The sequence below is a fragment of the Paenibacillus sp. Lou8.1 genome, assembly GCF_024213565.1.
Classification (GTDB): Bacteria; Bacillota; Bacilli; order Paenibacillales; family Paenibacillaceae; genus Paenibacillus; species Paenibacillus polymyxa_B.
The window spans coordinates 1-24872 of record NZ_JANAVN010000010.1 but is presented as its reverse complement, the minus strand read 5'-3'; the positions used below and the strand labels follow the sequence as shown (position 1 = coordinate 24872).

Annotated in this window: 18 protein-coding genes; 5 read left to right on the top strand and 13 right to left on the bottom strand. The window is 48.1% G+C overall.

Features of this window, described 5'->3' with window-relative positions; all coding sequences use genetic code 11:
- Nucleotides 1-24: 24 nt before the first annotated feature.
- The 9 genes from NLX78_RS15360 to NLX78_RS15320 all read right to left on the bottom strand — a co-directional run bounded on the left by NLX78_RS15360 (nucleotide 25) and on the right by NLX78_RS15320 (nucleotide 15148).
- Nucleotides 25-1551: an Ig domain-containing protein gene (locus NLX78_RS15360; RefSeq protein WP_254350874.1), complete on the bottom strand. Its 1527-nt coding sequence runs from the start codon at nucleotides 1549-1551 to the stop codon at nucleotides 25-27.
- Between the two features lie 68 nt (nucleotides 1552-1619).
- On the bottom strand, nucleotides 1620-2729 hold the full coding sequence (locus tag NLX78_RS15355) for a M24 family metallopeptidase (protein ID WP_254350873.1): 1110 nt from the start codon (nucleotides 2727-2729) through the stop codon (nucleotides 1620-1622).
- A 167-nt stretch (nucleotides 2730-2896) separates the two neighbouring features.
- Entirely contained in the window at nucleotides 2897-3823 is a 927-nt protein-coding gene (locus tag NLX78_RS15350; RefSeq protein ID WP_254350872.1) for a carbohydrate ABC transporter permease, read from the bottom strand.
- Complete coding sequence (locus tag NLX78_RS15345) at nucleotides 3820-4725, bottom strand: carbohydrate ABC transporter permease (RefSeq protein ID WP_250267564.1); 906 nt, start codon at nucleotides 4723-4725, stop codon at nucleotides 3820-3822. The genes NLX78_RS15350 and NLX78_RS15345 overlap by 4 nt, the downstream gene beginning before the upstream one ends.
- A gap of 33 nt (nucleotides 4726-4758) precedes the next feature.
- Nucleotides 4759-6114: an ABC transporter substrate-binding protein gene (locus tag NLX78_RS15340; RefSeq protein ID WP_254350871.1), complete on the bottom strand. Its 1356-nt coding sequence runs from the start codon at nucleotides 6112-6114 to the stop codon at nucleotides 4759-4761.
- Between the two features lie 123 nt (nucleotides 6115-6237).
- Nucleotides 6238-7830: a response regulator gene (locus tag NLX78_RS15335; RefSeq protein WP_254350870.1), complete on the bottom strand. Its 1593-nt coding sequence runs from the start codon at nucleotides 7828-7830 to the stop codon at nucleotides 6238-6240.
- A 16-nt stretch (nucleotides 7831-7846) separates the two neighbouring features.
- The gene (locus tag NLX78_RS15330; protein WP_254350869.1) at nucleotides 7847-9673 is read right to left on the bottom strand and encodes a cache domain-containing sensor histidine kinase; all 1827 of its coding nucleotides are present in this window, start codon (nucleotides 9671-9673) and stop codon (nucleotides 7847-7849) included.
- Nucleotides 9674-9686: 13 nt separating this feature from the next.
- Nucleotides 9687-10985, bottom strand: coding sequence for an alpha-glucosidase/alpha-galactosidase (gene melA / locus NLX78_RS15325; protein ID WP_254350868.1), 1299 nt, complete (start codon nucleotides 10983-10985; stop codon nucleotides 9687-9689).
- Nucleotides 10986-11119: 134 nt separating this feature from the next.
- Complete coding sequence (locus NLX78_RS15320; protein WP_254350867.1) at nucleotides 11120-15148, bottom strand: DUF5695 domain-containing protein; 4029 nt, start codon at nucleotides 15146-15148, stop codon at nucleotides 11120-11122.
- A gap of 723 nt (nucleotides 15149-15871) precedes the next feature.
- Here NLX78_RS15320 and NLX78_RS15315 point away from each other — a divergent pair.
- The gene (locus NLX78_RS15315; protein WP_254350866.1) at nucleotides 15872-16723 is read left to right on the top strand and encodes an aldo/keto reductase; all 852 of its coding nucleotides are present in this window, start codon (nucleotides 15872-15874) and stop codon (nucleotides 16721-16723) included.
- Nucleotides 16724-16967: 244 nt separating this feature from the next.
- Here the strand turns inward: NLX78_RS15315 and NLX78_RS15310 are convergent, their stop codons facing one another.
- Nucleotides 16968-18035: a collagen-like protein gene (locus NLX78_RS15310; RefSeq protein ID WP_254350865.1), complete on the bottom strand. Its 1068-nt coding sequence runs from the start codon at nucleotides 18033-18035 to the stop codon at nucleotides 16968-16970.
- 591 nt (nucleotides 18036-18626) lie between these two features.
- Nucleotides 18627-19283 (bottom strand): TetR/AcrR family transcriptional regulator, encoded by a 657-nt coding sequence (locus tag NLX78_RS15305; RefSeq protein ID WP_235307440.1) that lies wholly within the window; start codon nucleotides 19281-19283, stop codon nucleotides 18627-18629.
- 167 nt (nucleotides 19284-19450) lie between these two features.
- Here NLX78_RS15305 and NLX78_RS15300 point away from each other — a divergent pair, with 167 nt between their 5' ends.
- Together NLX78_RS15300 and NLX78_RS15295 are read left to right on the top strand one after the other, a co-directional pair.
- A complete protein-coding gene (locus NLX78_RS15300; RefSeq protein WP_254350864.1) occupies nucleotides 19451-20203 on the top strand; it encodes an SDR family oxidoreductase in 753 nt (250 codons plus the stop codon).
- A 46-nt stretch (nucleotides 20204-20249) separates the two neighbouring features.
- Entirely contained in the window at nucleotides 20250-21080 is an 831-nt protein-coding gene (locus tag NLX78_RS15295) for an SDR family oxidoreductase (protein ID WP_254350986.1), read from the top strand.
- 454 nt (nucleotides 21081-21534) lie between these two features.
- Here the strand turns inward: NLX78_RS15295 and NLX78_RS15290 are convergent, their stop codons facing one another.
- On the bottom strand, nucleotides 21535-21999 hold the full coding sequence (locus tag NLX78_RS15290) for a phage tail protein (protein WP_254350863.1): 465 nt from the start codon (nucleotides 21997-21999) through the stop codon (nucleotides 21535-21537).
- A 641-nt stretch (nucleotides 22000-22640) separates the two neighbouring features.
- Here NLX78_RS15290 and NLX78_RS15285 point away from each other — a divergent pair.
- Nucleotides 22641-22892: a hypothetical protein gene (locus tag NLX78_RS15285; protein ID WP_254350862.1), complete on the top strand. Its 252-nt coding sequence runs from the start codon at nucleotides 22641-22643 to the stop codon at nucleotides 22890-22892.
- A 560-nt stretch (nucleotides 22893-23452) separates the two neighbouring features.
- Nucleotides 23453-23629, top strand: coding sequence for a hypothetical protein (locus tag NLX78_RS15275; protein ID WP_196765492.1), 177 nt, complete (start codon nucleotides 23453-23455; stop codon nucleotides 23627-23629).
- A 195-nt stretch (nucleotides 23630-23824) separates the two neighbouring features.
- On the opposite strand, the gene NLX78_RS15270 is transcribed toward NLX78_RS15275, so the two are convergent.
- Nucleotides 23825-24088, bottom strand: coding sequence for a hypothetical protein (locus NLX78_RS15270; RefSeq protein ID WP_231109524.1), 264 nt, complete (start codon nucleotides 24086-24088; stop codon nucleotides 23825-23827).
- Between the last annotated feature and the right edge of the window lie 784 nt (nucleotides 24089-24872).

Below are 24872 nucleotides of genomic sequence, written 5' to 3'. Positions count from 1 at the left end.
TTTAATCTGTTTGAGAGGTATTTTTTACAGCTTAAGCGTAAAGCTTTGTGTCACAGGCTTGCTCAGCTCATCATAATCCCGCAGCTGTACGGTAAACGTATACGTCTTGTTGCCTGCTCCGCTGCCTGCTGTTCCGCTAATCGTTCCTGTAAAACGGTCCAGTGTGAAGCCTGCGGGCAGTTGACCGCCTGTCACCGTCCAATCGTAAAACGGTACGCCTCCTTTGGCCTCCAGCTTGGCCGTGTACGTTTTGCCTTTGACGGGTGCTGGCAATTCCTTCGTCATGATTTCTGGCGCGAGGAAAGGAGTCAGGTCCTTACGCAGCGGCCAGCCTGCTTTTTCTGCTACCAGTAGCGAAAGCTTCGTGTTCATCCAACGCCGGGTCGGAAACAGATGGCGCCAGCCTCCATTTTGACCGCTCAATCTGTCGACTTCTGCAAGCTCTCCAGAGAGATGATAGCTGTCGTCCAGCGCGGCTGGTCTGTGCTGATAAGCCATAATATCCGGGTCATTGCCCGCCGCTTCCTTCAGCGCTTTGACACCCGGGAATGTGTCGCTGAATACAATCGCATGACCGAATTCATGCATGATCAGCCCATGCACATCCGTCACTTTGGACAGATTGGATTGATACCATTCTTCATCGTCCACGGATGTGAATGGAATCGCATCATCATAGAAATCCAGAATCAAACTATAGGAACGGTTCAGGTTCCCCGGGACGGTCACACCGTTACGTGTATGATAATTGCCGTTCGTGGCCGGAAAGCCCGTAGAATAAGGCCCGTTCAGCCCTCTCATGAATACCCACATGCCTTTATAGGGTTTGTCATTTGTCACCTGTATTTCATTTTGCCAATCGTCTCCTGGCAGATGGTTTACCTCCGCGTTGGCAGGAACCTCATCGAAAGGAGCCAGATCAAAGAAATAGAACCAGTCCTTTACCGCCAGCTCTGCGGCTTTTTTGGTAGCTGCATCATTGAAATAAGGCCTGATCGTATCGAATCTATAGTCAAAATGGAGGGGAACGGTGGGCTCTTTATTATCATCCTGATCCAGCACGCGAATCGGAATGGACTGAGTAGTCGTGTGACCATCATTTCCAGCAACGGACATAGACAGCGTATAGTTCTCTATTTCACCGTTTCCTCCAATCCGGTCAGGATGGATGGCTAGCCGAAAATCTTTTTCCTCCTGTGCATTGGCAAAAGTCAGCGTTTTGCTTGCACCTTGCGCCGACAACGTACTTGGCAGATCCATCATCAGCCGGGACGTGCCCTGCGCATTTAACGTAACCGTTAACGGAAAAGCAGCATCCGCTGGCGGCATCACTTTTAGCTTCACATACGGGTTGGCCAGATACCCTTGCCAATCAACTAGATCTATACCATAATCGTTCACCGTCCGACTAAAGATGTCGATGACTTTTACATCCGACTCCGCTTCGGCATAAGCCGTCTGTTGCCCAGGAATAGCTGGTGTCAAAGCCACTATGAGAGAAGCTGCCAGCGCAGTCAGCCATATTTTGGTGCATCTTTTATACGTGTTCATTCGATCCCTCCATCTCGTTTTTGGATGACTTACAAACTATGGATAGTTACCTGTAGCGCCACTGCGTTTTATAACAAAAGTAGCTCCTTGGGCGAGGAGGTCAGAACCTTGACACCGTCATCTGTGATCAGCACATCGTCCTCAATCCGAACCCCGCCGAAGCCTGGAATATATATGCCCGGTTCCACAGTAAGGACATGACCTGGTACGAGCACAGATTTACTTTCGCGGGACAGCCGTACCTGCTCATGAATTTCGAGACCAAAGCCGTGACCCAGACCGTGACCAAACTGCTCCCCATAGCCGTAAGAGGCAATCACATCCCGCCCCAGACTGTCTCCCTCCCGACCGCTTATGCCGGGGCGAAGCCCTGCAATCGTCTTCATATTTGCTTCCAGCACAATGGCATACAATTTCTCATGTTGTTCTGAGGGCTGGCCTACGAATACGGTACGCGTGATATCGGATAGATAACCACGCACATTTGCGCCAAAATCTATTGTGACAAACTCGTTCTGACCAATTTCCTTGTCACTGGCCAGTCCGTGCGGCAGCGCCGAGCGCTCACCTGAAGCGACAATGAACGCAAAACCACCCGATTCCGCACCTGCGAGCCGGAGCTGATATTCCAGTTCCGCCGCAATCCTCCGCTCTGTAACCCCAGGCTGAATATAATTCAGCACCTCCGTGAAGGCAGCATCGGTAATACGCGCAGCTTCGCTAATGGTGCGAATCTCTTCTTCGTCCTTCACATCGCGCAGCCGTTCAATGACATCCTCCGTTTGTACGTACTCCAACGAGCCCAGCGCGGCTTGTAGCTGTCCCGACTGTTGAAGTGTGACATGTCGGCTCTCCAAACCCAGTCTGTGGACACCCAATTTACTTGTGAGATCAGCCACGGTGTGGAAGATTTGCGCCTCATGCCGAATCACTGAATATTCCACTGCCTGATCTGTTGCCTGCATCATATAGCGGAAATCCGTCACTAAAAAAGCCTCTTCCTGCGTAACAAGCGCGATTCCAGCGGAGCCTGTAAATCCGGTCATATATCTTCGATTAGGCCCATGTGTAATAAGCAGTGCATCTATCCCTAGAGCCGGGAATTCCGAGCGTAACCGGGCCAGTCTGCCTGGGACACCCTGTAACGGTTTTGTCTTTTGACTCTCTTCCTCTTTCACTCGTACGCCTCCTTATTCCACATCTCTTTTCAGGGCATATGCCTTAGAACACACTCTCCCACTTGCTTTTGAACACATGTATACTCTTCTCGCTGCCGCTTTCCCGTAAGTCCTGCGCCCAATTCTCCGTCTCTTTTTCAAGCACATCAGCGCGTCCCAGCTTCCTTTTAGCCTTTAATCCCTGTCAATGTGATGCCTTCGATAAAATAGCGTTGTCCGATAAAAAATATCAGGACGATGGGAGCCAAAATCGTGCTGGAAGCCGCCATCAGGTAAGGCCAATTGGTATTGTTTAATCCCCGGAAAGTCGCCAGCCCCAGCGCTAACGTAAAATGCTTTTCGTCACTTAAGTAAATAATCGGACCCAAAAAATCGTTCCACACATCAATAAATGTAAATATTCCGATCACGATCAATGCAGGTGAAGATAAAGGAATAATGACGCGCCATAGTACAGTCAGAGGCGTACCTCCGTCCATATAAGCCGCTTCGTCCAAATCGCGTGGAATCGTCAGCATGAATTGTCGCATCAAGAAGATGTTAAACGCCCCTCCACCGAACCATGCAGGAACAATCAGCGGCAGAAATGTATTCAGCCCGCCCAGCTCACGCCACATGACGAAAGTGGGTATTAGCGTCACCGCGTAAGGCAGCATCATCGACCCGATCAGCAGGGAAAAAATCAGATTACGTCCAGGCCAGCGCAGGCGAGCAAAGGTAAACGCCGATATAATCGAGGTCAACATCACTCCTGCCAGCACACACACCTCAATCATGAACGTATTCAAAAAATACTTGCCGAACGGTACCGAAGTCAGCGCTTCCGGGTAATTGCTCCATTGAAAAGGAGAGGGTATCCACTCTGGCGGGAACACGAAAATTTGGGATGTCCCCATCAGAGAACTGCGAATGAGCCATGCAAATGGCAACAGCATTAAAACACTACCTATAATTAAAACGACATATAGTACAACACGGCTGATTGGGAATGGTTTGGAACGGGTGGCGGTAGCAGGACTTCGGGAGCGTTCAGGCTGTGGCAACGGATGTTGTGGTGTTTCTGAAGGATTGACAGAAGAAGTGACCTGATTCATGAACGTTCCCCTCCTTCATAGTGAACCCACTTTTTGGAAGTGGAAAAAATCAGAACCGTTAGCACCATGATGACGAAAAATAAGATCCAGGCCAGCGCTGAGGCGTAGCCGATTTTAGTCTCCGTAAAGGCCGTACGCCACAAGTAGAACACATAGAACAGGGTTGAATTGTTAGGTCCCCCGTTAGTCATAACATACGCCTGATTGAATACCTGAAAGGTGCTGATTAAAGACATGACCAGATTGAAAAAGATGGTCGGTGTCATCGAAGGAATGGTAATGTGAAAAAATTTATGCCACCTATTGCCGCCGTCTACCTCAGCTGCTTCATACAGATGGGTGGGAACCGACTGAAGTCCCGCCAAAAAGATAATGACCGTGTTCCCGATCCCCCAGGTGCTCATCATAATCAGCGAGGGTATTGCAGTGCTCTCGTCATAAATCCATTTGCTCCCTGGCAGTCCAACGCCCTCCAGCAGCGAATTTAACAGACCAAAATCCGGGTTGAACATCCATAGCCACAGCATCGTGTTGGCAATACTCGGCACAATGGTAGGTAAATAATAAATCGTACGGAACACCGACAAACCCTTCACCTTTTGATTTAATAACAGCGCAATGATAAAAGCTGCCGCCAAGCCTAGAGGTACGCTGCCCAGTGCATAATATGTGGTCACGAACATGGATTGGGAAAAGGTAGCATCCTCGGTCAAAATGGTTCGGTAATTGTCCAATCCGATAAAGGTCATCTGTCCACCAATCGTCCAATCGGTTAAGCTGAATACGAACGAGGCCGCGATCGGTCCAATTGTAAATATCATTAATCCGAGGATGGCAGGAAGCGCGAATAGCAGACCCCAGTTTCGCTCCATGCGCATCATTCCTGATTTTGGTCGCTTCATGGGCTGTTCTCCTTTCGCAGCTGTCCCGCCGCATTATTCATCCGGGTATACCCCTTGAAGCAATGGCTGAATGATGGGCTCCAGTTCATCCAGCGCCTGCTGCGGCGTCTTCTTGTTCGTCCAAATCAGATCCAGCCCTGGGGTCAGCTTGGAACCGATATCAGGCCAGTTGCGAAGGGTCGAAGTGGACGGCTTGATCGCATAATCTCTGGCATACTCAATGCCAGCCTTTTGAAATTCCGGTGGATGTGCGGCATTATTGGTCCATGACTGGATGGCCTGCTCATCGGTATAATATTTTTCCTCGATAGGCATCCACAGACCGGACTTGAACAAATCAACCTTTTCGGGATTATTATGGTACAAATAAAATTCGAGCGCTTCCTTCGGGTGCTTGGTGCTCTGGAAAATGACCGTGGCTCCCGCAACGATCATCGTTTTGGGCTCTTTTAGCTTCGGCAGAACGCCGATACTCCATTGCAGTTGCTTGTTGTTCGAAAAATCGAGCAGGGACCATGTCCCGTCCACCACCATGGCGACCTTTCTTGTCTGAAGCCGAATCGTATTGGACGGCATGTCCTGCTGCTGGATCAAATCAGGAGAAACATACTCCTTGAAAACCAGATCCTGCAACTTCTGAAAAACCTCCACCGACTCAGGACTGTTCAGGGTGTACTTCTTGCCTGTTTTGTCAGTCAAACCTCCACCGTTGCTCGCTAAAAGCGGCCCCCAGGAGCTGCGGTCATTGCCGAAGGCAAAGCCGTATTGCACAATATTTTTCGGATCAAATCCACTGTCTCCCGGATGCTTGCCGTTCTGATCCTTGGTCAGCTTTTTGGCAATTTTCAGAAATTCATCCCATGTCCACGCTTTTTGAGGATCAGCCGGAGGGACGGGTACCCCTGCTTCTGTAAACAACTCCTTGTTGTAAAATAACTGCATCACTTCCAATGCGGTGTAATTTCCGATAGACTTGCCAGGTTCGCTGTAGAGATAGGAGGATTTGAGCTTGTTTTTTAAATTGGGATATTCGTCATAATAGGAGGATAAATCCAGGAGTCTGCCTTCACTTGCCCATTTCATCGTGAGCGAATCGCCCAGGTAGGCGATATCAGGAAGCTGATTGGCAGCCATTAACGTGTTAATTTTCGTCGTGTAGTCACCAGGGACATGCTCGCCCTTCACCCGGATGTTCGGATGGGATGCGTTAAAGCTTTGAATCATTTTTTCCATCGCCTGCTTCTCGTCATTGCTTCCCCAGTACATGAACTTGAGTTCGACCGCATTGGGAATAGCCGGTTCGCCAGCGTTACCACTGCAAGCCGTCAGCCCTGTCAACATCGCCGTCATCACGAGAGCCATCCATGTCCGTAACCTTCGTTTCAGCAAATCAACCGGCCCCTTCCTGAACTGGTTTCTCCTTACAAGCCTATTATGCGCCGAGAGCCCAGAGCCGACCACCCAACGACTCCAGACTCTCTTTGTTTTGGTATGATTTTTTTAACAGCGCGTTTACAAAAATGTTTTACGAAACTCCGTCGGGGTCAGTCCGGTATGCTTTTTAAAGGCAATACTAAAATAGTTCGTATCTGTGAATCCCACTACCTCCGCTACCTCCGCCACCTTGCGATTCGGGTCCAGCAGCAGTTCTCGGGCTCGCTCAAAGCGAACACGCGTCTGGTAGTCGGCGAAGCTTTCACCTGTAACTTGCTTGAAACGGGCACTCAAATACTTGGGGCTCATATTCATGTACTCTGCCAGACGGTTCAGCCCGCCATCCTCCTGAAGATGCTCGCGAATCCATTCCTTGGCCTGTTGGAATTTGCGCGGAATGCCCTTCTCGCGTGATTCTCGGACATGACGACCCACCCGAACAAAATAGCGCGATACATAATCAATCATCTCGGGCCCATGCCGTAATCGGGACAGCTCCAACAACGGGTCCTGCTCCTGCATGGATGTTTGTCCTACAGATGCATCACTCTGGACGATCCGCATGACGAACAGGACGAGCTGAGTGACGATCATTTTCACCTGCTTGACAGGCAAGCCCGCCAATTGTCCTGACCATTCCTGTAAAATCGCATGTACGGCAGCATCATTGCCCGCTCGAATTTCCGTAATCATCAGCAGTTCCTTCTCCAGTAGTTGACTGCTGTTCGGCTCGGCCGCCTGAATGCTCTCATAGGGAATGATCTGGCTATAGCCCACCCACCCCCGATGCTCCGCCGCTTGCACAGCTTCCTCATACGCTTCGGGAAGTTGCTCCATCCGTTGTACGGGACGGCTAATCCCGATGGACACGCCCTGGCTCAATCGTTCCTGCACGGCCTGCCGAATCTGCTGTGCCGTCCGCTCCGCGGCCCTGCAAGATGCCGTCGCCAGCAGCACAACACGCCGATCGCGGGAAACCGCCGCACCATGCGCCTTCGCCCCGGCTGCTGCCGCAGCCTCCCCCGCCAGTCCGGCGAATACATGGCTGCTTTTATGCATGGAACCGTATGGCTTGCTAGTGTTGGCTGCTTCCTGCTGCGACGCCTCCTCCAGCTCGCAGCACAGCACAGTATAAGGCGGCCCACTCGTCTCGCCGAAAAATCCCAGCCCGTCCATCTCTCGAATGACCTCGGCTGCAGGACGCCGCTGCTGGAGCAAATCCAGCAGTAGATGCTCCCTGTACAATGGCTCCAATGAACGATGGCGGTGAATGGCTTCCTCCTCGCTTCTTCGCCATTGCGCAATGCGATCCTCAGCCCGGCTCAATGCCGCTTCAAAATCCCCGCTGGTCACCGGCTTGAGCAAATAATCGACCGCTTGAAGCGAAACTGCCTGACGAATATACGTCATAGATTCATACCCTGTCAGGAATAATAACGGGGTCTGCTGATCCTTTTCCCGAATGGTTTTTGCTACGTCCAGTCCACTCATATCCGGTAAATTAATATCCAGTAAAATCATGTCCGGTCGCTGCTCCGTATACAAACGTAATGCCGTTGCGCCGTCCTCCGCCACATCACTGACTTCCACTGACAGACTACTTTCCGCCACCATCAGCTTCAGTCCTTCCCGAATATGATATTCGTCGTCCACAATCAGCAGCCGGTACATGCCATCCTCCCCTTTCTTATTCGGTTCGAATGGGTGCCTGTAAGGTAACCGAGGTGTACTGACCCGGCTCGCTTGTCACGGACAGTCCATATTGCGGACCATAATGCCGAAGACGTTCATGCACATTGCGCAACCCAAAGCCAATAGCATTCCCCCGTTCCGCATCCAGCGACTTCCGGATATCGTTCAGACGCTCGGCTCCAATACCGCCCCCATCATCACTGACCGTCAAACGCAACATATCCCCTTCCCTTGTACCGGATAACATGATATATCCACGGTCGGTACGCCCTTTTAAGCCGTGGTAAATAGCATTTTCGACGAGTGGCTGGAGGATCAGTTTGGGTACATAAAATCCGCAAATATCCTCCTCGACCTCGCAAATCCACTCGAACGAATTCCTAAATCTGAACTGCTGCACCTTCACATAGGCGCTTACATGCTCAACTTCCTGTCCCAAACTGATTTGCTCTCGGCCATAACTTAGCGAAATGCGAAAACATTTACCAAAGGCACCGATTACCTCTGCCATATCCCGTTGCCCATTCGCCAATGCCATTCCCTTCAGTGATTCTAGCGTGTTGTACAAAAAATGCGGATTAATCTGCGCCTGAAGCGCGCGAAACTCAGCCTGCTTACGCGACAGCAATGCTTCGTAGACCTGACCGTACAGTTCATGATTTTTTTGCATCATATGAAGAAAACGCTGCCCGATCTGCCCTACCTCATCCTTAGGATTAAAAACAACGGAATTAGGAGCTTCGAAAGCTTGGGCTGAGCCTGTAGCGCTCACACTCCCATCGACCGCCATCAATCGGCTCAATTGAAGCAGGGGGCGACGAATCGTGTCACTTAACCGATAAGACAGCATCCAGCCCAGCATCAATGCAATCAAAAAAGTCCAGATGGTCCAGGCACCAATTTTCCGCGCATCCTCAAACAGCACGGACTGATCGACTTTTTGCAGCAACGTCCATTGTCCTTCATTTAACGGGCCGTAAGAGATCATCGTCTGGCGGCCGTTCCATGTTCTCCAGTCCTTCGTAAGCACAGGCCTATCCACAGCCGATTTGGCAATCTGCCGCAATAGCGCTTGGTCCGCAACACCCTGCTCCGGCAATCGGTATACAGGCTCGCCCTCCTGATCCAGCACCCACATCTGGGTATTACCGTCTGTTTCATGAAAAGCAAGCCCCCGAAACAGACTGGCCTTGTCGATTTCCAGCAGCAAAAATCCGAGGGGCGCATAATCTCCAGTCGTTTTTCGAAGCAGCTTCCCCACATAGATGCGATCCTCCGCCATCCCGCGTCCGGATTCAAACGGCGAATGAGCCATCCACATCATGGGTCGCTCAGCGAGCAGGCGGCGATAGTACACACGTGCTTCCTCTAATGTAGGAAGGCCGCCAAAACGGACCGAAACATTCCCTTGATAGAGAGAATGCTTGAGCCCGCCATTGGCGGCATATATGAGAGAGGACGTGATATACGGCTTGGTCTGGGTTTGCGTACGGACCACCATACTGAGTGTTTCATCGTTCCGTAAATATTCATAATCATCTTCCGGCTTGGTCTCTAGCGTAGACTGCACATCAGGATTGCTGAGAATGGAATTGGTCAGATCATTCAAATCGGAGAGCGTCGCATTGACGTAATTTTCACTCATTTGCCGGGACTGCATAGCCAGTGCCTCCGACTTCTCACCAAGGGAATGGGCCGCGATCCGGTAAAAGGTAAAGGTCAGTACCACCATCGGAATGACGGTGAGTACCAGCGTCAGTACAATGAATTTCCCACGGATTGTAGGAATCCCGGCGAACTTTTGACGACCCCGGCCTCCCATTCATCTGCCTCCCTTACACATAGGCTGGGAGCCATGTCCCGTGGGCTGCAATCAGGTCATCACACAGAGAAACAATATCATCCATGGACAGCTCTGCGGACGTGTGCGGGTCCAGCATAGCAGCGTGATAAATGTGCTCCTTTTTCCCGGTGATTGCAGCTTCAATCGTTAACAGCTGGGTATTAATATTCGTCCGGTTCAGCGCAGCGCATTGGGGTGGCAAATCCCCGACAAAGGTTGGCGTAACCCCGTTACGATTCACCAGACAAGGTACCTCCACACAGGCTTCCTTCGGCAGATTGGTAATTAAGCCTGTGTTCATCACATTGCCGCCAATGGCAAAAGGCTGATTCGTTTCGATCGCCTCAAATATATAAGAGGCATACTCATTTGACCGTTCATGACGCAGATCCTGATTGCCCAAAAGCTCCTCACGCATCGTTTCCCATCGTTCAATTTGACTCACACAGCGGCGCGGGTATTCATCCAAAGGAATATTGAAGCGCTCGATCAGCTCAGGATATGCCCGTTTGATAAAATACGGATGATATTCCGCATTATGCTCGGACGATTCCGTAATGTAATAGCCGAATTTTAGCATCATTTCAAAGCGCACCATATCCTGATGCTTTTCCTGCTGCTTAGCGGCGGCTCGTTTTTTAATCTCAGGATATAAATCCACACCGTCCTTGCTCACTTCGAGCAACCACGCCATATGATTGATGCCTGCGATTTTTGCCTTTACACCTTCCTGCTCCAGCCCGAGGCTTTTAAACAGTTCCGGTATACACGCCTGCACGCTATGACACAGCCCTACCGTACGGACACCTCCATGAACGTTCATCACATTCGTCAGCACAGCCATCGGATTCGTGTAGTTGAGAAACCATGCATCCGGGCACACCTCGCGCACATCTGCCGCAAAATCGAGCATCACCGGAATTGTACGTAAATTGCGGAAAATACCGCCAATACCGACCGTATCGGCAATCGTTTGGCGCAGGCCGTATTTTTTTGGAATTTCAAAATCCGTAATCGTACACGGATCATAGCCGCCTACCTGGATGGCGTTTACCACATAGGTCGCTCCGCGCAGCGCTTCCTTACGGTCAGTGTAAGAGCGAATCACACAGGTGCTCCCTGTTGTTTTTTTCAAATTGGATAAAATATTTTCCGAATCTTTCAGCCTTATGGGATCAATATCGAACAACGCCAGTTCAAAGCCCTGCAATGCAGGCGTCAACATACAATCGCCAAGCACATTTTTAGCAAATACCGTACTACCTGCACCCAGAAATGTAATCTTGCTCATACTTTTCCCCCATTCACATTTTTGTTCGCAGCTTTGCACTCCAAATGCAAGGATACCCACCGCCACTCTCCCCTTTACAGGAGGAAAGTGACGATGGGAAAGGTTACTCATAACTATGCGTTGTTGCCTCCCATTCAGGATACCTCCGCTGATTTAGCGGAGCTAACAGGCCGAGGCGGTAAGGCAGATGTTACCGAGGGTGTCGTAGTTGGTGGGGTTACTAAAGTCTCCGGGCTAACCGGAGTTACCGCTGGAGCCGCAGCCCCTCCTGCCTCAATCACGGTTACCTTCGCAATTGCCTTCAATTCTGTTCCCTCTACTTTGCCCTTCAATTCAAACGAACCTGGAGCAGCATATTGTGCAGGGTCTATATCCTCCCATTCCACAGCCGCCCATTTGGTGGAGCCTTCTCCATACGTAGCTTCCACTACGCTTGGCAGTTCCGGTTTTTCACCGACATGTGTCGTTACATTTACTTCTTTTAACGCGGTAATTTTCTCAGTTGCCGCCAGATTCTGTGCTGTACCGGAGGCCAGACCTGCCACCTCGGTTGCATTCAAAGCACGGCTGTAGATACGGAATTCATCCACCAGACCATCGAAGTACGGATCAGGGTACTGAGATTTGCCGATAAAATTATTTTTGGTCTGACCCAGACTGATAGGATTTAAGGTCAAGTTGGTATTGCGTCCCACTTCTTTTCCATCCACGTACAAAATACCTGTTGACCCCGAAAGCGTGACCGCAACATGCTTCCATACGCCTGTCGGCAGTACAGGGCCTTCAATCGTCTGCTCCTGTCCCTGCCCGTTGCCTTGGTTGGTAATGGCAAACAGCATGGTATTTCCTGCTTTAGGCGTCAGGAACATATATTCATTCGTCCCGGAGCCAAAGTCAAAAATCCGCACATAATCGCTCAGGGTGTTCGCTTTAACCCAACCGGATACGGTCAATTGCTGTGCCCGACTGACAATACCCGCCGGAAGCTGCACATAGCTGTCCTTGCCGTTCAGACTGACAGCGTTGCCTGTTTTACCCGCAGCCCATGCAGCCGTCCCCTTCACGGCAGCATCATTGCCGCTATCTGATGAATCCGCAACTACAGAACCGCTTGTTTCATCAAACTTGTAAACTGCGAGCTGTTCAAGTAACGGAGCCGCCGGTTCAGCTACCACCGTTACTTTAGCCTCCGCTGACAACTGAGAATCGCTGGCTGTCAGCTTGAACACATACGTTCCCGGCTCGGAAACGTCCACCTTCGTGCGCAGCGATGTTTTGTTACTGAATGTGACCTTCGCGTCCTGTGGTCCTTCAACCAGACTCCACTCGTTTGTCACCTTTCCTTGCGGAAGCCCATCATCCGTAGACGTACCTTTCAGAATGATCTGATCCGGCAGCTTTACCTTCGAATCTTTGCCAGCATCCACGACAGGTGCTTTGTTCGGATCAGGTGTGGTCGATGTCAGCTCTACCGTGTAAGAGGATGCTGTACCCATCTCCAATTTAAGCTTGTTGGAAGGCGCATACGCATTAAACTTCCCTTGTGATTGACCGCCTACTTTAACCAAATACGTTCCTTTTTTCAAACCGTCAAATGTAACGTACGTGGAATGGGCTTGACCCGGTGTTTGATTTTTCAGTTGGAGCCATACGTAATCCTTGGATGTTGCCAGCTTGGCTTCTGTATATTGGTCCTTTTCCAGCTCGATATACAGCTTTTCCGTGATCAGATTAATGCGCTTGAACAGGCCGTCCAGCGGCTTGATCGTATACACGTTGCCGTTTTTGCTCACCTCTGCACCGTAGCCCGTCAATCCGAAAATAGGATCAATCGCGATATCAGCACTTAACGTTTTGAGCGCACCGAACAATCCGAGATCAGCCTCACCGCTCATGCCGCGCCAGCCGTTAAAGAGCGGAACATTTTTACCGCCGCCAGTGCCGTTCGTGCCGTTATTGCCTTTTTCCGCTTGATACGTCCATGCGACCGCCCCGATGTTCTCAGGGTCCGAGCTGATTTGCCCGGAGTTAATCGCTCCCACATTGGCAATTTTAGCTGCATAAGACAACCGTTGTTGTTCCTCACGATGATTGTCCTCATGATGGCGAATCCAGTCATCCATCGCATATCCAGCAAGCGAAGTCGTGTACTGGAAGTTAAACCAGTTCTCCCCGGTAATCGTCACCGGATCGGTGTAGTAGTACCATACGGGCATATGACCGCGTGCCGCACGGGTTTTGGCATTAATTTTACTCATCATTTCCAGGGCCTTATTTTGCTCGCCCTCCGTATCTATATTCTGCTTGGCTAACGTATATACAGCCTCTTCCCCTGTATTGTCATAGCTATATTCAGAACCGTAAGGATACTTTGTATTTTTAAAATTGTTATATTTGCGATCCATTTTTTCCTTGAGATCATTCGCTTCATCATCATAGCCTTCATCATGAAGTGCCTGAATAATATCCGGTGTGGTCAGCTCGCCCATCAAACCTGTTTCCCAGTTGTACGCGACTGGCCCTTCATACAATGCTTTGAAAATGTTATAAGCCCGCAGCAAATAGGTTTCCTTTGGATGCTTGTAAGTGACAAGATCCGGGTATTCCTTGGCAATCTTGTACATGCTGAAATACGTGTTGTATACGTGCGGATAAGCATACCCTCGATAGGTCGGTGTATCGTTAGGCTCTGGCATCAAGAAATCATGAATTAAATAATCCTCATGATGTCCGTTCATCAGATTCGTCCAGATCGCTGTCTCCAAATAATCGTCTACTGCCCGCACCTCTTTGGCGACTGGAGACAGTGTGTTTTTCTCAGCCAGGAACTGTCCGTGGGTCAGACCCCAATCATCCCCCCAGCCCCAATAGCCGTTAAAAATGTTGCGTTTGGATTTGGTATGCATCATCCAATCGTCAAATACCTTGTCGCGCAGATCACCCGGTACATTCCATTGGGTTTTGTCGACCATAAATGTAGCATGCCGTTGCAGCGCTTGATCAATCGGCTCGATGGCATAGAACTGTAACACCGTTTTGTTGCCGTTGCCGTATTCTACCGTTATGAAGTTCGGGCCCAGCTTAGTAAATTTCAGTTCATAAATGTAATGTCCTCCGGCCTTGCTATCCGTCTGCGGAATAGCGGTTCCGTCTGGATAGGTTACTTTGCTGATCGCCTGCTTGGAGCGCAGGTCCACCTTCGCCTTTTGATTCGTAGGCACGATCATACCCGGTACGACTGTTGTATCCACCAAGTTTTCTTGGTACAACGTATCTTTTACATCATGCTCGTCCTTCACCGCCAGAAACTTGAAACCATAGTTTTTGCTTTGACCGGGATTCAGGATTAGGCTTGTATTGGGCAAATACCCCCGGTTGGTGGACTTGATGACATTGGAATGAATATAAAATACATTGAGTCCTTCCAGCCATTTGCCTTCGTTAGCCGGGTTCCACGCCCATTTACTGCCCGGATGCTCCTCATCCCGCCAGTGATCCTGATACTCAAAGCCCGCACCCGTTGTGGAATCAGGAATCAGCAGCAGGGAAGAACCAATGCCGCTGGGACGCCCAGCTGTGATGTAGGAGCTGTTATTGCCGACAAAGGAATGCGTCACCACTCTAGTTTCGTAGATCGCATCACCATTGGTCCACTGCTCATTAAAAGGCAGAGGCAAACCGAAATCGCCAATCTCCAATTTTTTCCCACTTGTATTCTGCACCTGTATATTCCACAACACCGAACCATTCGACTCTGCCGAATACGTTTCGATGACTTTAAAATTGCGTATGCCTTCTGCATGAGTAGAATTCTCGTACGTGACAGTGACACGGTTCCCACTGGTTGTGATCTTACGTGCATCTGCCGACTTGTTCGTCCATGCCTTCGTCCAGCTGCCTCCATCCAATCGGTACGTGAACATCAGCTCTCCTAGCCACTGATGATCTGCGGTGTTCTGTTCAGGTGTTACCGTTGCGTTCATGACATACTCTGTCGGGAAAGCATCTCCCTTGATACGTATGGATGAAATTTCGCCATGCTCGCCTGTCTGAATCGTCAGCTTGTCATTGGATAGTTCATGGGCCTCTGCCGTATGCGTCCCAAACAACACAGACGCTGTGGTTAAAAACAAAAATGCCGCCAATATTCCCTTAAATTTCATCAACACGGCCTCCTTTTGGATCTCGGGGTCCTGATTTGTTTGCCAATCACCTGAATTCTCTTCATTTCGCCGCAACCTCCTTGGAAATGTAAGCGCTACAACTCTATTGTACAAATCCTTGTCCATTGGTAAAATCAACATTTCCAACCGATTTATATAGGATTTCAACCTAATAGAGGGATACTGTTAGATCGGCAATCAACCAAGCTACGACAGATTTATCTGAATTAAGATTACAGAGGATGGAGAGAAAGAAATTTAGATAGAGAGCAAGGAGGCATTTTTAGATATATCGGGGTGTGATCAGATTATACAAACGGACACCGTGAAATTGAGAAATTTATTTTGAGTTGCTGTAGTGGGGAATCGTTACGTTGGGTTTTCCAGATGCGAAGGTATTTATTTAATAGATTCGCTCCTAAGGTAGAATTTGGAGTCTGCGTATGTAAAGAATTTCTGGGATAGGGTATGGGGTATTTGCTGCTTAGTGATTATTTTCAGACATTTGATCCTCCCCGTGCCGTCATTCTTTAAAGTTCGATTATAGTCCATATTTATCTGTTAAATAGGTGGTAGTGAGAGGATTAGGAAAACATTTGGCACGAACGGGATAACGATCGCTTTGTCATCTGGTGCATAATAAAGATGTGAAGTGGGTGTCTGTTATGAATATGAATTGTAGTTGATTTACACATAATAATTAAAAATACTGGAGGATTTTATATGCAAAAAGTAACTTTGAACAATGGGGTTGAGATGCCTATACTCGGTTTTGGTGTTTATCAGATCCAAGATGCAAATGAATGTGAACAAAGCGTTTATGGCGCTATTATGGCAGGCTATCGGCTGATAGATACCGCTGCCTCTTATTTAAATGAAGAAGCAGTTGGCAGAGCGATCAAACGTAGTGGCGTGACAAGAGAGGAGTTATTTATCACTACGAAACTTTGGGTTCAGGATACGGGTTATGAGCGTACAAAAAAGGCATTTGAAAAATCACTGGATAGATTGCAATTGGATTATTTGGATTTGTATTTAATTCACCAGCCATATGGAGATGTGTTTGGTTCTTGGCGCGCTATGGAGGAATTGTACCGTGAAGGAAAGGTCCGTGCAATCGGCGTTAGTAACTTCCATGAGGATCGCCTGATCGATTTGATTATTCATAATGAAGTAGTTCCTGCCGTAAACCAGGTTGAAACGCACCCATTCAACCAGCAAATTGAAAATGCAAAATTCATGAAAGAGAATAATGTTCAGATCGAATCCTGGGCGCCTTTTGCTGAAGGAAAAAATAACTTGTTCCAGCATGAAATATTGGTATCCATAGCTGAAAAGTATAATAAATCTGTTGCTCAGGTGGTTTTACGCTGGTTGACACAAAGAGAAGTTGTTGTGATTCCAAAGTCTGTTCGTAAAGAAAGAATTATCGAAAACTTCAATATCTTTGACTTTGAGTTAAGCCAGGAGGATATGGAGTCGATTACTACGTTAGATACGAAACAGAGCCTGTTCTTTTCACATCGCGATCCTGACATGGTGAAATGGATCGGTACCCGTAAACTCGATATCTAACCATCTTTTAAAAGATCACCCGTAGGTTTTGATTACGCCAAAAGAACCAACAATTAAAAGTATGGAGTAGATGCCCTAAGGATATCTACTCCTCTTTTTCGTTTGCGGCATCAATGTATTTATTAAGCTAATTTGCTCGTTAATTGAGAAACGACAGCCACTTTATCGTCTGCCGTCTCCTCGTGGTTATTGAACTATCGTTGATATTGGCATTATTATCGAAAAATACTGCATTTCTTTCCCTCTATGCAACCTGCGTAATAACAAGGTGCGCGGAAACTGGTCTTGTTCCTCCAGCTAATGGAGTGATCGTGAGTGCCGCCGCATTGCCAGCAGGGTTTCGCACTGTGAGTACTGAATTAATGACCGTTGTTTGCACAAGAGCCATTCCTACTATTTGAGAAGTACCTGTTGCACGCCCGACCACCGTATAAGCCAGATCAGCGCCGTTGAGTGTTAAAATGAGTTGACCCGGTTCGTTTACACCTACCTGAAACAAAACCTGATAAGTGCCAATTGTAGCCAAGTTAAAAGAGCTCGCATTTATACGGGTAATTGCAGTCCCACTGATTGGACCATCTTGCGGAAAACTTACGTCTGTATCGGGAGCAACAGTTGCTGCATTATCAGGAGGCATCAAGGCAAAGAAATCTGCAAAGCCTAATACTCCACCTGCCGGCCCTGCGGGTCCCGCTGGACCTGTTGCTCCTGCTGCTCCTACTGGTCCCGCTGCTCCTACTGGTCCCGCTGGTCCTACCGGTCCTGCTGGTCCTGCTGCTCCTGCTGGTCCTGCTGGTCCTACTGCTCCTGCTGGTCCTGCTGGTCCTGCTGGTCCTGCTGGTCCTACTGCTCCTGCTGGTCCTGCGGGTCCTGCGGGTCCTGTTGCTCCTGTTGGTCCTGCCAATCCAGCTGCACCAATTGCTCCTGCAATCCCTGCAAGTCCTTGGGGGCCAAGCGCCCCAAGTGCTCCTGCAATCCCTGCCAATCCTTGGGGGCCAAGTGCTCCTGCAAGTCCCTCGGGGCCAAGTGCGCCTATCGCTCCTGCAATCCCTGCCAATCCTTGGGGGCCAAGTGCTCCTGCAAGTCCCTCGGGACCAAGTGCGCCTATCGCTCCTGCGAGCCCTGCCAATCCTTGGGGGCCAAGTGCTCCTGCAAGTCCTTCGGGACCAAGTGCGCCTATCGCTCCTGCAATCCCTGCCAATCCTTGGGGGCCAAGTGCTCCTACAAGTCCTTGAGGTCCAGCTTCTGCAATTGCTCCCGCAAGTCCTTGAAGTAATTGCTGACCTTTAGGTGGAGGACACGGTACCCGCACTATTTTTTTAATAACTAGAAGACGTCGTTTCTTTTTTTTCCTTTTGGATGGCAAACAATTGCGGTTTTCTTTTTGCACGATTTTTTTTTATCCAGAAAACTCAACAGTTTCTTTTTTCTTTTCTTTTGGATGGCAAACAATTGTAGTTTTCTTTTTGCACGTTTTTTTTTATCCGGACAACTCAACAACGACACCTCCCTATAAATATGGTTCAGTGTACGTGAGTTGTTTATTTTAGGCATGGACGAATAGCCGGTTATTCGCTAGACTAAAATCCATTTTTAGAATATTGGGTGTTTAGTAGGGTGATGTTATACCACAAACCACAACAATCTTTCAGTATAATTACATAATTTAAATCGTCCTTCACTGCGGAACCAAAATCACATTTGGTTCTTTTTTTGTACCTCACAGTGGCAGTGTGCTCCCTGTTCTAAATTCAAGTATCGTTCCCGTTAATTGAATCATTTCTGTGATAATACAACAGAGCGTTCGACTCCGTAATATTTTTCTCCTAGGCTCACTATCCTGAAACCAATCCTGCTCACCTCTTGATCCACCTTGTAGATTCTTCTGGTAAGCGCCTGGTCATCATCGGTCCATGATATTTGGAGCTGTTCGCGGGTTTTTGAGTGCAGGCAGTAGAATACCATCGATTAGCGCTGTGAAGAAAGGCTTGTCGAACGGTTTGCGCTGGATGAGTCCGCGAAAAGAAGCCATTGAAGTAATGACCTGGCAAGCCATCTCAATGTCCGCGTGAGCAGGAATTTCACCGCGGACGACGGCTCGGTTCATAAGCTCGCGGTTTACAACAACCCATGGCTCGAAAATCCCGGCTGTTCCTGCTTCGGCAAATTCCGGATGCTGCAAAAAGGAGCCTAGGCCCGCTAGGACTCGAAATTTGCGTTCTTCTTCCGCTATCGATTGCGGTTTCAAAAGCACGAGGAGATCTTCGCGTAAGGTTCCTGTATCAGGCAAGCTTTCGAGCTCAAGATGATTTCGATTCATCCATGCCAAGGCGTCTCGGACTAACTCCGCCTTGGAAGACCAGCGGCGGTAAACCGTCGCCTTCCCAGCCTTTGCGCGAGCCGCGACCATGTCCATTGTCATACCATCGAAACTCGTATCGGCGAGGATGTCGATTGCCGCCTCGAGGATTTTATCATCCCGCGTGTGATCTCTCTTGCGTCCCAATGTTTTCGCAGGCTTTTTTGCCACGACCTCAGTTAATTCGCCCCTCTCAGACATTTCCTTTTTTATTTTACTCATAAACTTAGCTCCTTTTAAAATATATATTCAGAAACTCATTAGTTCCGGAACTTTACAGTTTCGTTTTTGTGTGATTTAATATCATTATCCCACATCCAACGGGAAATATATAGATGGTGCCCCATACCAAAAAGGAGATTACGATCATGCAAGACAAACCCGTAGCCTTGATCACCGGTGCCAATAAAGGAATAGGTTTACAGATTGCGAAGGATCTAGCGGAACACGGCTTCACCGTGCTCGTTGGATCACGCAGCCTCGAGAATGGAGAAACTGCCTCCAAAAGCATCGGTTCGGATGCGCACGCTCTCCAGCTCGACGTTACCGATCAGGACTCCATTGTTGCTGCAGCAGAGTGTATTCGGAACGAATTTGGTCGTCTCGATGTACTTGTGAACAATGCGGGCATATCACACGCAGGTAAACCGGACGATCCGTTTCCGAGCAGTGGCGCGACGAGCGGTCTTTTGACCGTTGCTTCGCTCGAAGACATTCGTTCGGTTTATGAAACTAATGTTTTTGGTGTCATTGCAGTCACCCAGGCCATGTTGCCACTTTTACGTGAGGCTCCGGCAGCACGCATCGTCAACATGGGCAGCACCGGCGGCTCCCTTAGCTGGAACTCCATTCCGGAAAACTCACATCGTGCGATGTTTGGGGCCTATTCGGCATCAAAATCGGCTGTTCATGCGGTGACACTTGCCTTTGCCTTTGCGCTTGAATCGACAAACATCAAGGTCAATGCGGCCTGTCCAGGTTTTACATCGACTGCGCTCAATAATTTTGCTGGCACTCGTAGTGTTGAACAAGGGGCGCGTGAAGCGGTCCGGCTTGCGATGATTGGTGCGGACGGTCCAACAGGAACGTTCTCAGATGAGGATGGACCCATCGCGTGGTAATTATAATTTATACAATAATGGTTAGTAGCTTAAGGGGGATTTCATGATGCGTGTTTTCGTAACAGGAGCAACAGGTTACATCGGTTCCGCTGTCGTCCGTGAACTCATTGATGCGGGTCATCAGGTCGTCGGTCTTGTGCGCTCAGACAATAGCGCTGCGAAACTAAAAGAGGCCGGGGCCGAAGTACACCGCGGTGACATTGACGATCTCGACAGCCTTCGTAGTGGCGCGGCTGCTGCGGATGGCATTATTCATCTGGCATTCAATCACGACTTCTCGAACTTCGCCAGGGCGCTCACAGCAGATCTGCACGCCGTCGAAGCGATGGGGGCGGCGCTGGAAGGGTCCGGGAAGCCGTTCGTGATCACCACGCACGCCAATGGAGTGGCAGCAGAAAACGTAATATTATTGCTGGCTGAGCGCGGAGTGCGGACATCGATCGTAGAGCTTTGTCCTTCGGTACACGGTGAGGGTGACACAGGATTTGTGCCGAGACTGATCAACATTGCCAAAACGAAGGGCTTCTCAGCCTATGTAGAAGAGGGGACCAACCGCTGGCCGGCTGTGCACCGCCTTGACGCCGCACATCTATACCGCCTTGCGTTAGAAAAGGCACCCGCCGGTTCACGACTAAATGGGGTCGCAGATGAAGGCGTTCCATTTCGCGACATCGCAAGTGTTATCGGTAAACACCTGAACGTGCCTATAGTCAGCATTTCACGTGAAGAAGCAGACACCCACTTCGGCTTCCTCAGCACACTTGCAGCGCTCGATATCCCGAGATCAAGCGTTGCAACTCAGGAACTTCTGGGATGGCGGCCTGTGCAACCTGCACTGATCCACGACCTCGAACAGTCTCACTACTTCAACAACTGATTGGAGACGAGACCGAGAATCGATCATGGGCCGCTTAATAAAGCACTTGAGAAAAGCGAAGCAAGACATGGACTAACAACAACATGTATGAAATAGAAGGTTGGATATTAAAACAAGATCAACACGAGTGCATACCACACTAAGTGTTGTTATCTTCATTCGCAGCAAACTATTCTGGCTAATCGTATTGTTAGGTCACTTCCCACAAGAAAATTTTTCATCTTCACTTATGGCATGGTTCACCGCGTTGGCTGAAGGGGCAAGTTTTCAAAAAATAATCTCCTTATCAGAGACTACCCGCGATCTTCCTGTTTGTAATCATACGATAAGCGGTAGCTTTTCATCATTCTTTCAAAAAGGGCCATCCTTTTGCGGGATAGCCCTTGCTTTAATTTCACATTTTTTTGCAAAGAGAATAAGGGGCTGGATTCCTCCATTTGCGCTTTTGCTTACTTTAATATTGTCCTTTAATTACAAAAAACGAACCCCGAATTGTTCCAGCTAGTTTAGACTTCTGCCTAGCAAACTTAAACTTCCCTTCTAGCTCCTTTGGTACCTCCATCCCCTCAGAAAGCTTAAAACCAACGGCCCGCTTCTTAGGGTCATCCACCGTATACATGACGTTGATTGCAAGACCATCCTCATAAAAAACGTAGGTAAATTGGATATTTTCCATTTGAAAACGCGACGTTTCTAAAGGTTTAGCCGCAAACGCAATATCACGTTCTTCTCTCAAAATTCGGTTCACATATTCAAGGCTCTCCTGGCTTTCGCTAGCTGGTACAACCGTAAACTCATGCTTGTATTTGTTCATAAAATAACGGGCTTCATTGGCACGTAAACCAGCAAGCGCTTCTGCTACAGGTGAAGACTCTAAACCAACCGTAGATACATCTTTAAAATCAACGAGATACGACATTTCCATTCCTCCTCTTCTCTCTTTACGCCCTAACAGCTTCCGCATTTCACCAAAATCGATTTTATTTTTCAAGTTGTTGTAGAAACACACTTATAGCCAGACTTCAAAATAATTCTCAATTCTCTTATCTACCACATAGTATACCAAAATTGGTTCAAGAGAAGATTTTCAATGGCGAATTTGTTAGTTTGTTAAATAGTGTTCACATAGACTGGTATTCACAAACACCGCTTTAAATATTCGACCAGCGAGATAATACGATGCTGCCTATAGTTCCTCTAGGTCGGGAAATTAAGGACTCAGAGTATGTCCTAACAAAAAACTCTCGGCCTGTGCCCTCTACTCCATTAAGGAGGTTCAGATTCACAAGCCAAGACATTTTCATTCATGATGGTGGCCGTTAGGCCATGTTTGTTTGGGAAAGACCCTCTGCATGGAAGGGGGCGTACCCGCATATGTAAACCAAATAAGTACGATACCTATCTATCATGAAAATATAGAGGCACGGTTCAAGAATTATATCGTGCCTGTAATTGCGCTAAACTTTGTAACGGTTATACACGAGCGTCAAATGAAAAAAAAACGCCGGCGACGACAAGTTGTTGCGGCAGATGATCGCGGCTATGGACGAAGGCTTTCGCGTGTTAGAGGCCTTACGGTATCCACTAACGCCGGCCGCGCAAGCTTCACTAATCCGCAAACGACCGGCGTTGATGCGCCTTTTTATAAAAATTTATCATAGGATGCCGATCCGCCGGCTGGTTGACGGATTCGTAGGGGAAATCGTAGCTTTGAGCCGCGTGTTTCACCTTTGGAAGGAACGGTCCCGGGTCCCTACACCCAACTGGGACGAGCTGGAAAAGCGTTTTGAAGCCAAGGTCAACCGTTCATAACTTTTACCCGAGGAGTAATCAACCGAAGATGATTCTATTTCTACAAAGAAGACTTTGATCATTATAAAACAAGGGGCGTTCAGTTGCTTGAATCTCCGAAACTTAACGCGACAGCATGACGCGTTTACCGGTCTATATATTCAAATTAAGCTGCAGTCCAAACCGCATTGGATCAGATGTCTCCTGAATACAAGGGTGTTTATCGGGGATCTTCATTCTGCGGTGTCGTTGAAAACCTTATTGGAGTTCCCCACCTCTGATGCCGTTCTGAAAGCCGGTGTCTGATAAAAATATAGTATTAGACTGAATTGAATATAGTAATAGCGGCAGCCTTGGACTAAAAAAGGAGAAAGTCCTAGACTACCGCTGTTCTTTATTTAACTAACGTTCCTCGTTAGTTGAATAAGCACGCTTTCTTTTATTACACAATATCTTCGTACTGTTCAGTATTTCTATCATTCATCTTTTACTTTTATAATGAGAAGTGTTAGACTAATATAGGTTTTATATACTTATTACCGATTACTAAGATGTGTAATCAATGAAAGGATTTGATGAATGTGGAATCGACTAATTTCAAAGTTATACCTGAAAAACTTAAAGGTAGGACGATTGAAGATGTCGCCATCACTACTAATGCTGTGGTTATTAAATTTACTGATGGTACTTATTTAGATATCTATCTCGATGAGGCTGCACAAACATTAAAGACATCAACAAACAAGCTGGATAGTTAACTCAACACTTTACACTTAGCTATCATTTTCCCAGCTTCCTCCTTCACAGTTTGCGTCAAATGCGACATAAAACCTCCACTTATCTTGTTCAACTAAACTGCCCGTTAGCTCAATGAAAAAAAAGCAGCCCCTCATGAACTGCCCTACTGCTACTCACTTCAACAATAGGATGAGTTCATTCAAAGGCTACCTCATTTACCAAGTAATCCAACCACTCGTTCGTTTGTAACTGTGTAGGAGTTCGTATTCTTCACTACGCATCAGTCGTTTCATTTTTGTTCTATACAGACGATAATCATCTTTTCTTGCTATTTTACATTCTTTGTTGTAATGAACACTCTTGATTCCTTTACGGAAATCCTTAAGCTTCTCTTTTCTTGGATCTTTGGGCTTATTATTGATCTCCAGACTTTGCTGTTTCTCATCTTCCCAGAATTGAATCTCTTCCCGTGTAAACATCTTCATCCCCGTTGTGCCGGGTTAGATTTTGGCATTTGAAGCCATGACCTTAGACACAACTAATAGAAGAAGATCTTCGGATTGAACATTAGCTCACCTCTGATTTTATTCTCCCTTATTTTAACATATTTATAACTATCCTGCCCGTTAGTTTAATAAAAAGAGCAGACTTGAAGCGCCTGCTCAACATTGTGTGTTATTTAACTATCGTTCCTCGTTAGTTTTACGCCCTATCCATAGAAAGCTTCGTGTGTACCTGTCATATCTGGCATCGTGATATCCATGGTCACCAGGTCCAGTTGCTTCTCAGACGAAGATGACTCCGGTCAGTGCTTCGCTCAAAGCCCATTAACCGATAGTTAAGCAGATTGAAACTCTGGATCTGGAGCGGTTGCTTCTCTCGCCGATACCAGAGTTAGGTTGCGGGGTGCTGGAGGCGGGGTAATTTCCGATGAAATTTTCTGTCTGCATGCTGATATTGCCTTCAAGAATTGAACTACGAGCTGAAACTTAAGTATATGGAGGAGATTGGCTTGGAGTTTCTACTGCTTGTGATGTCGATAGAAATAGTTTAAAAGTAAAAAAGGAGAGATGGCATAAAAATAAGCCATCTCTCCTTTTTCATTTATATAAAGCGGGTAATGGGAATCGGACCCACGCTACCAGCTTGGAAGGCTGAGTTTTACCATTGAGCTACATCCCGAAAAAGATGCCGGTGAGAGGACTCGAACCTCCACGGTTTCCCTCACGATTTTGAGTCGCGCGCGTCTGCCAATTCCGCCAC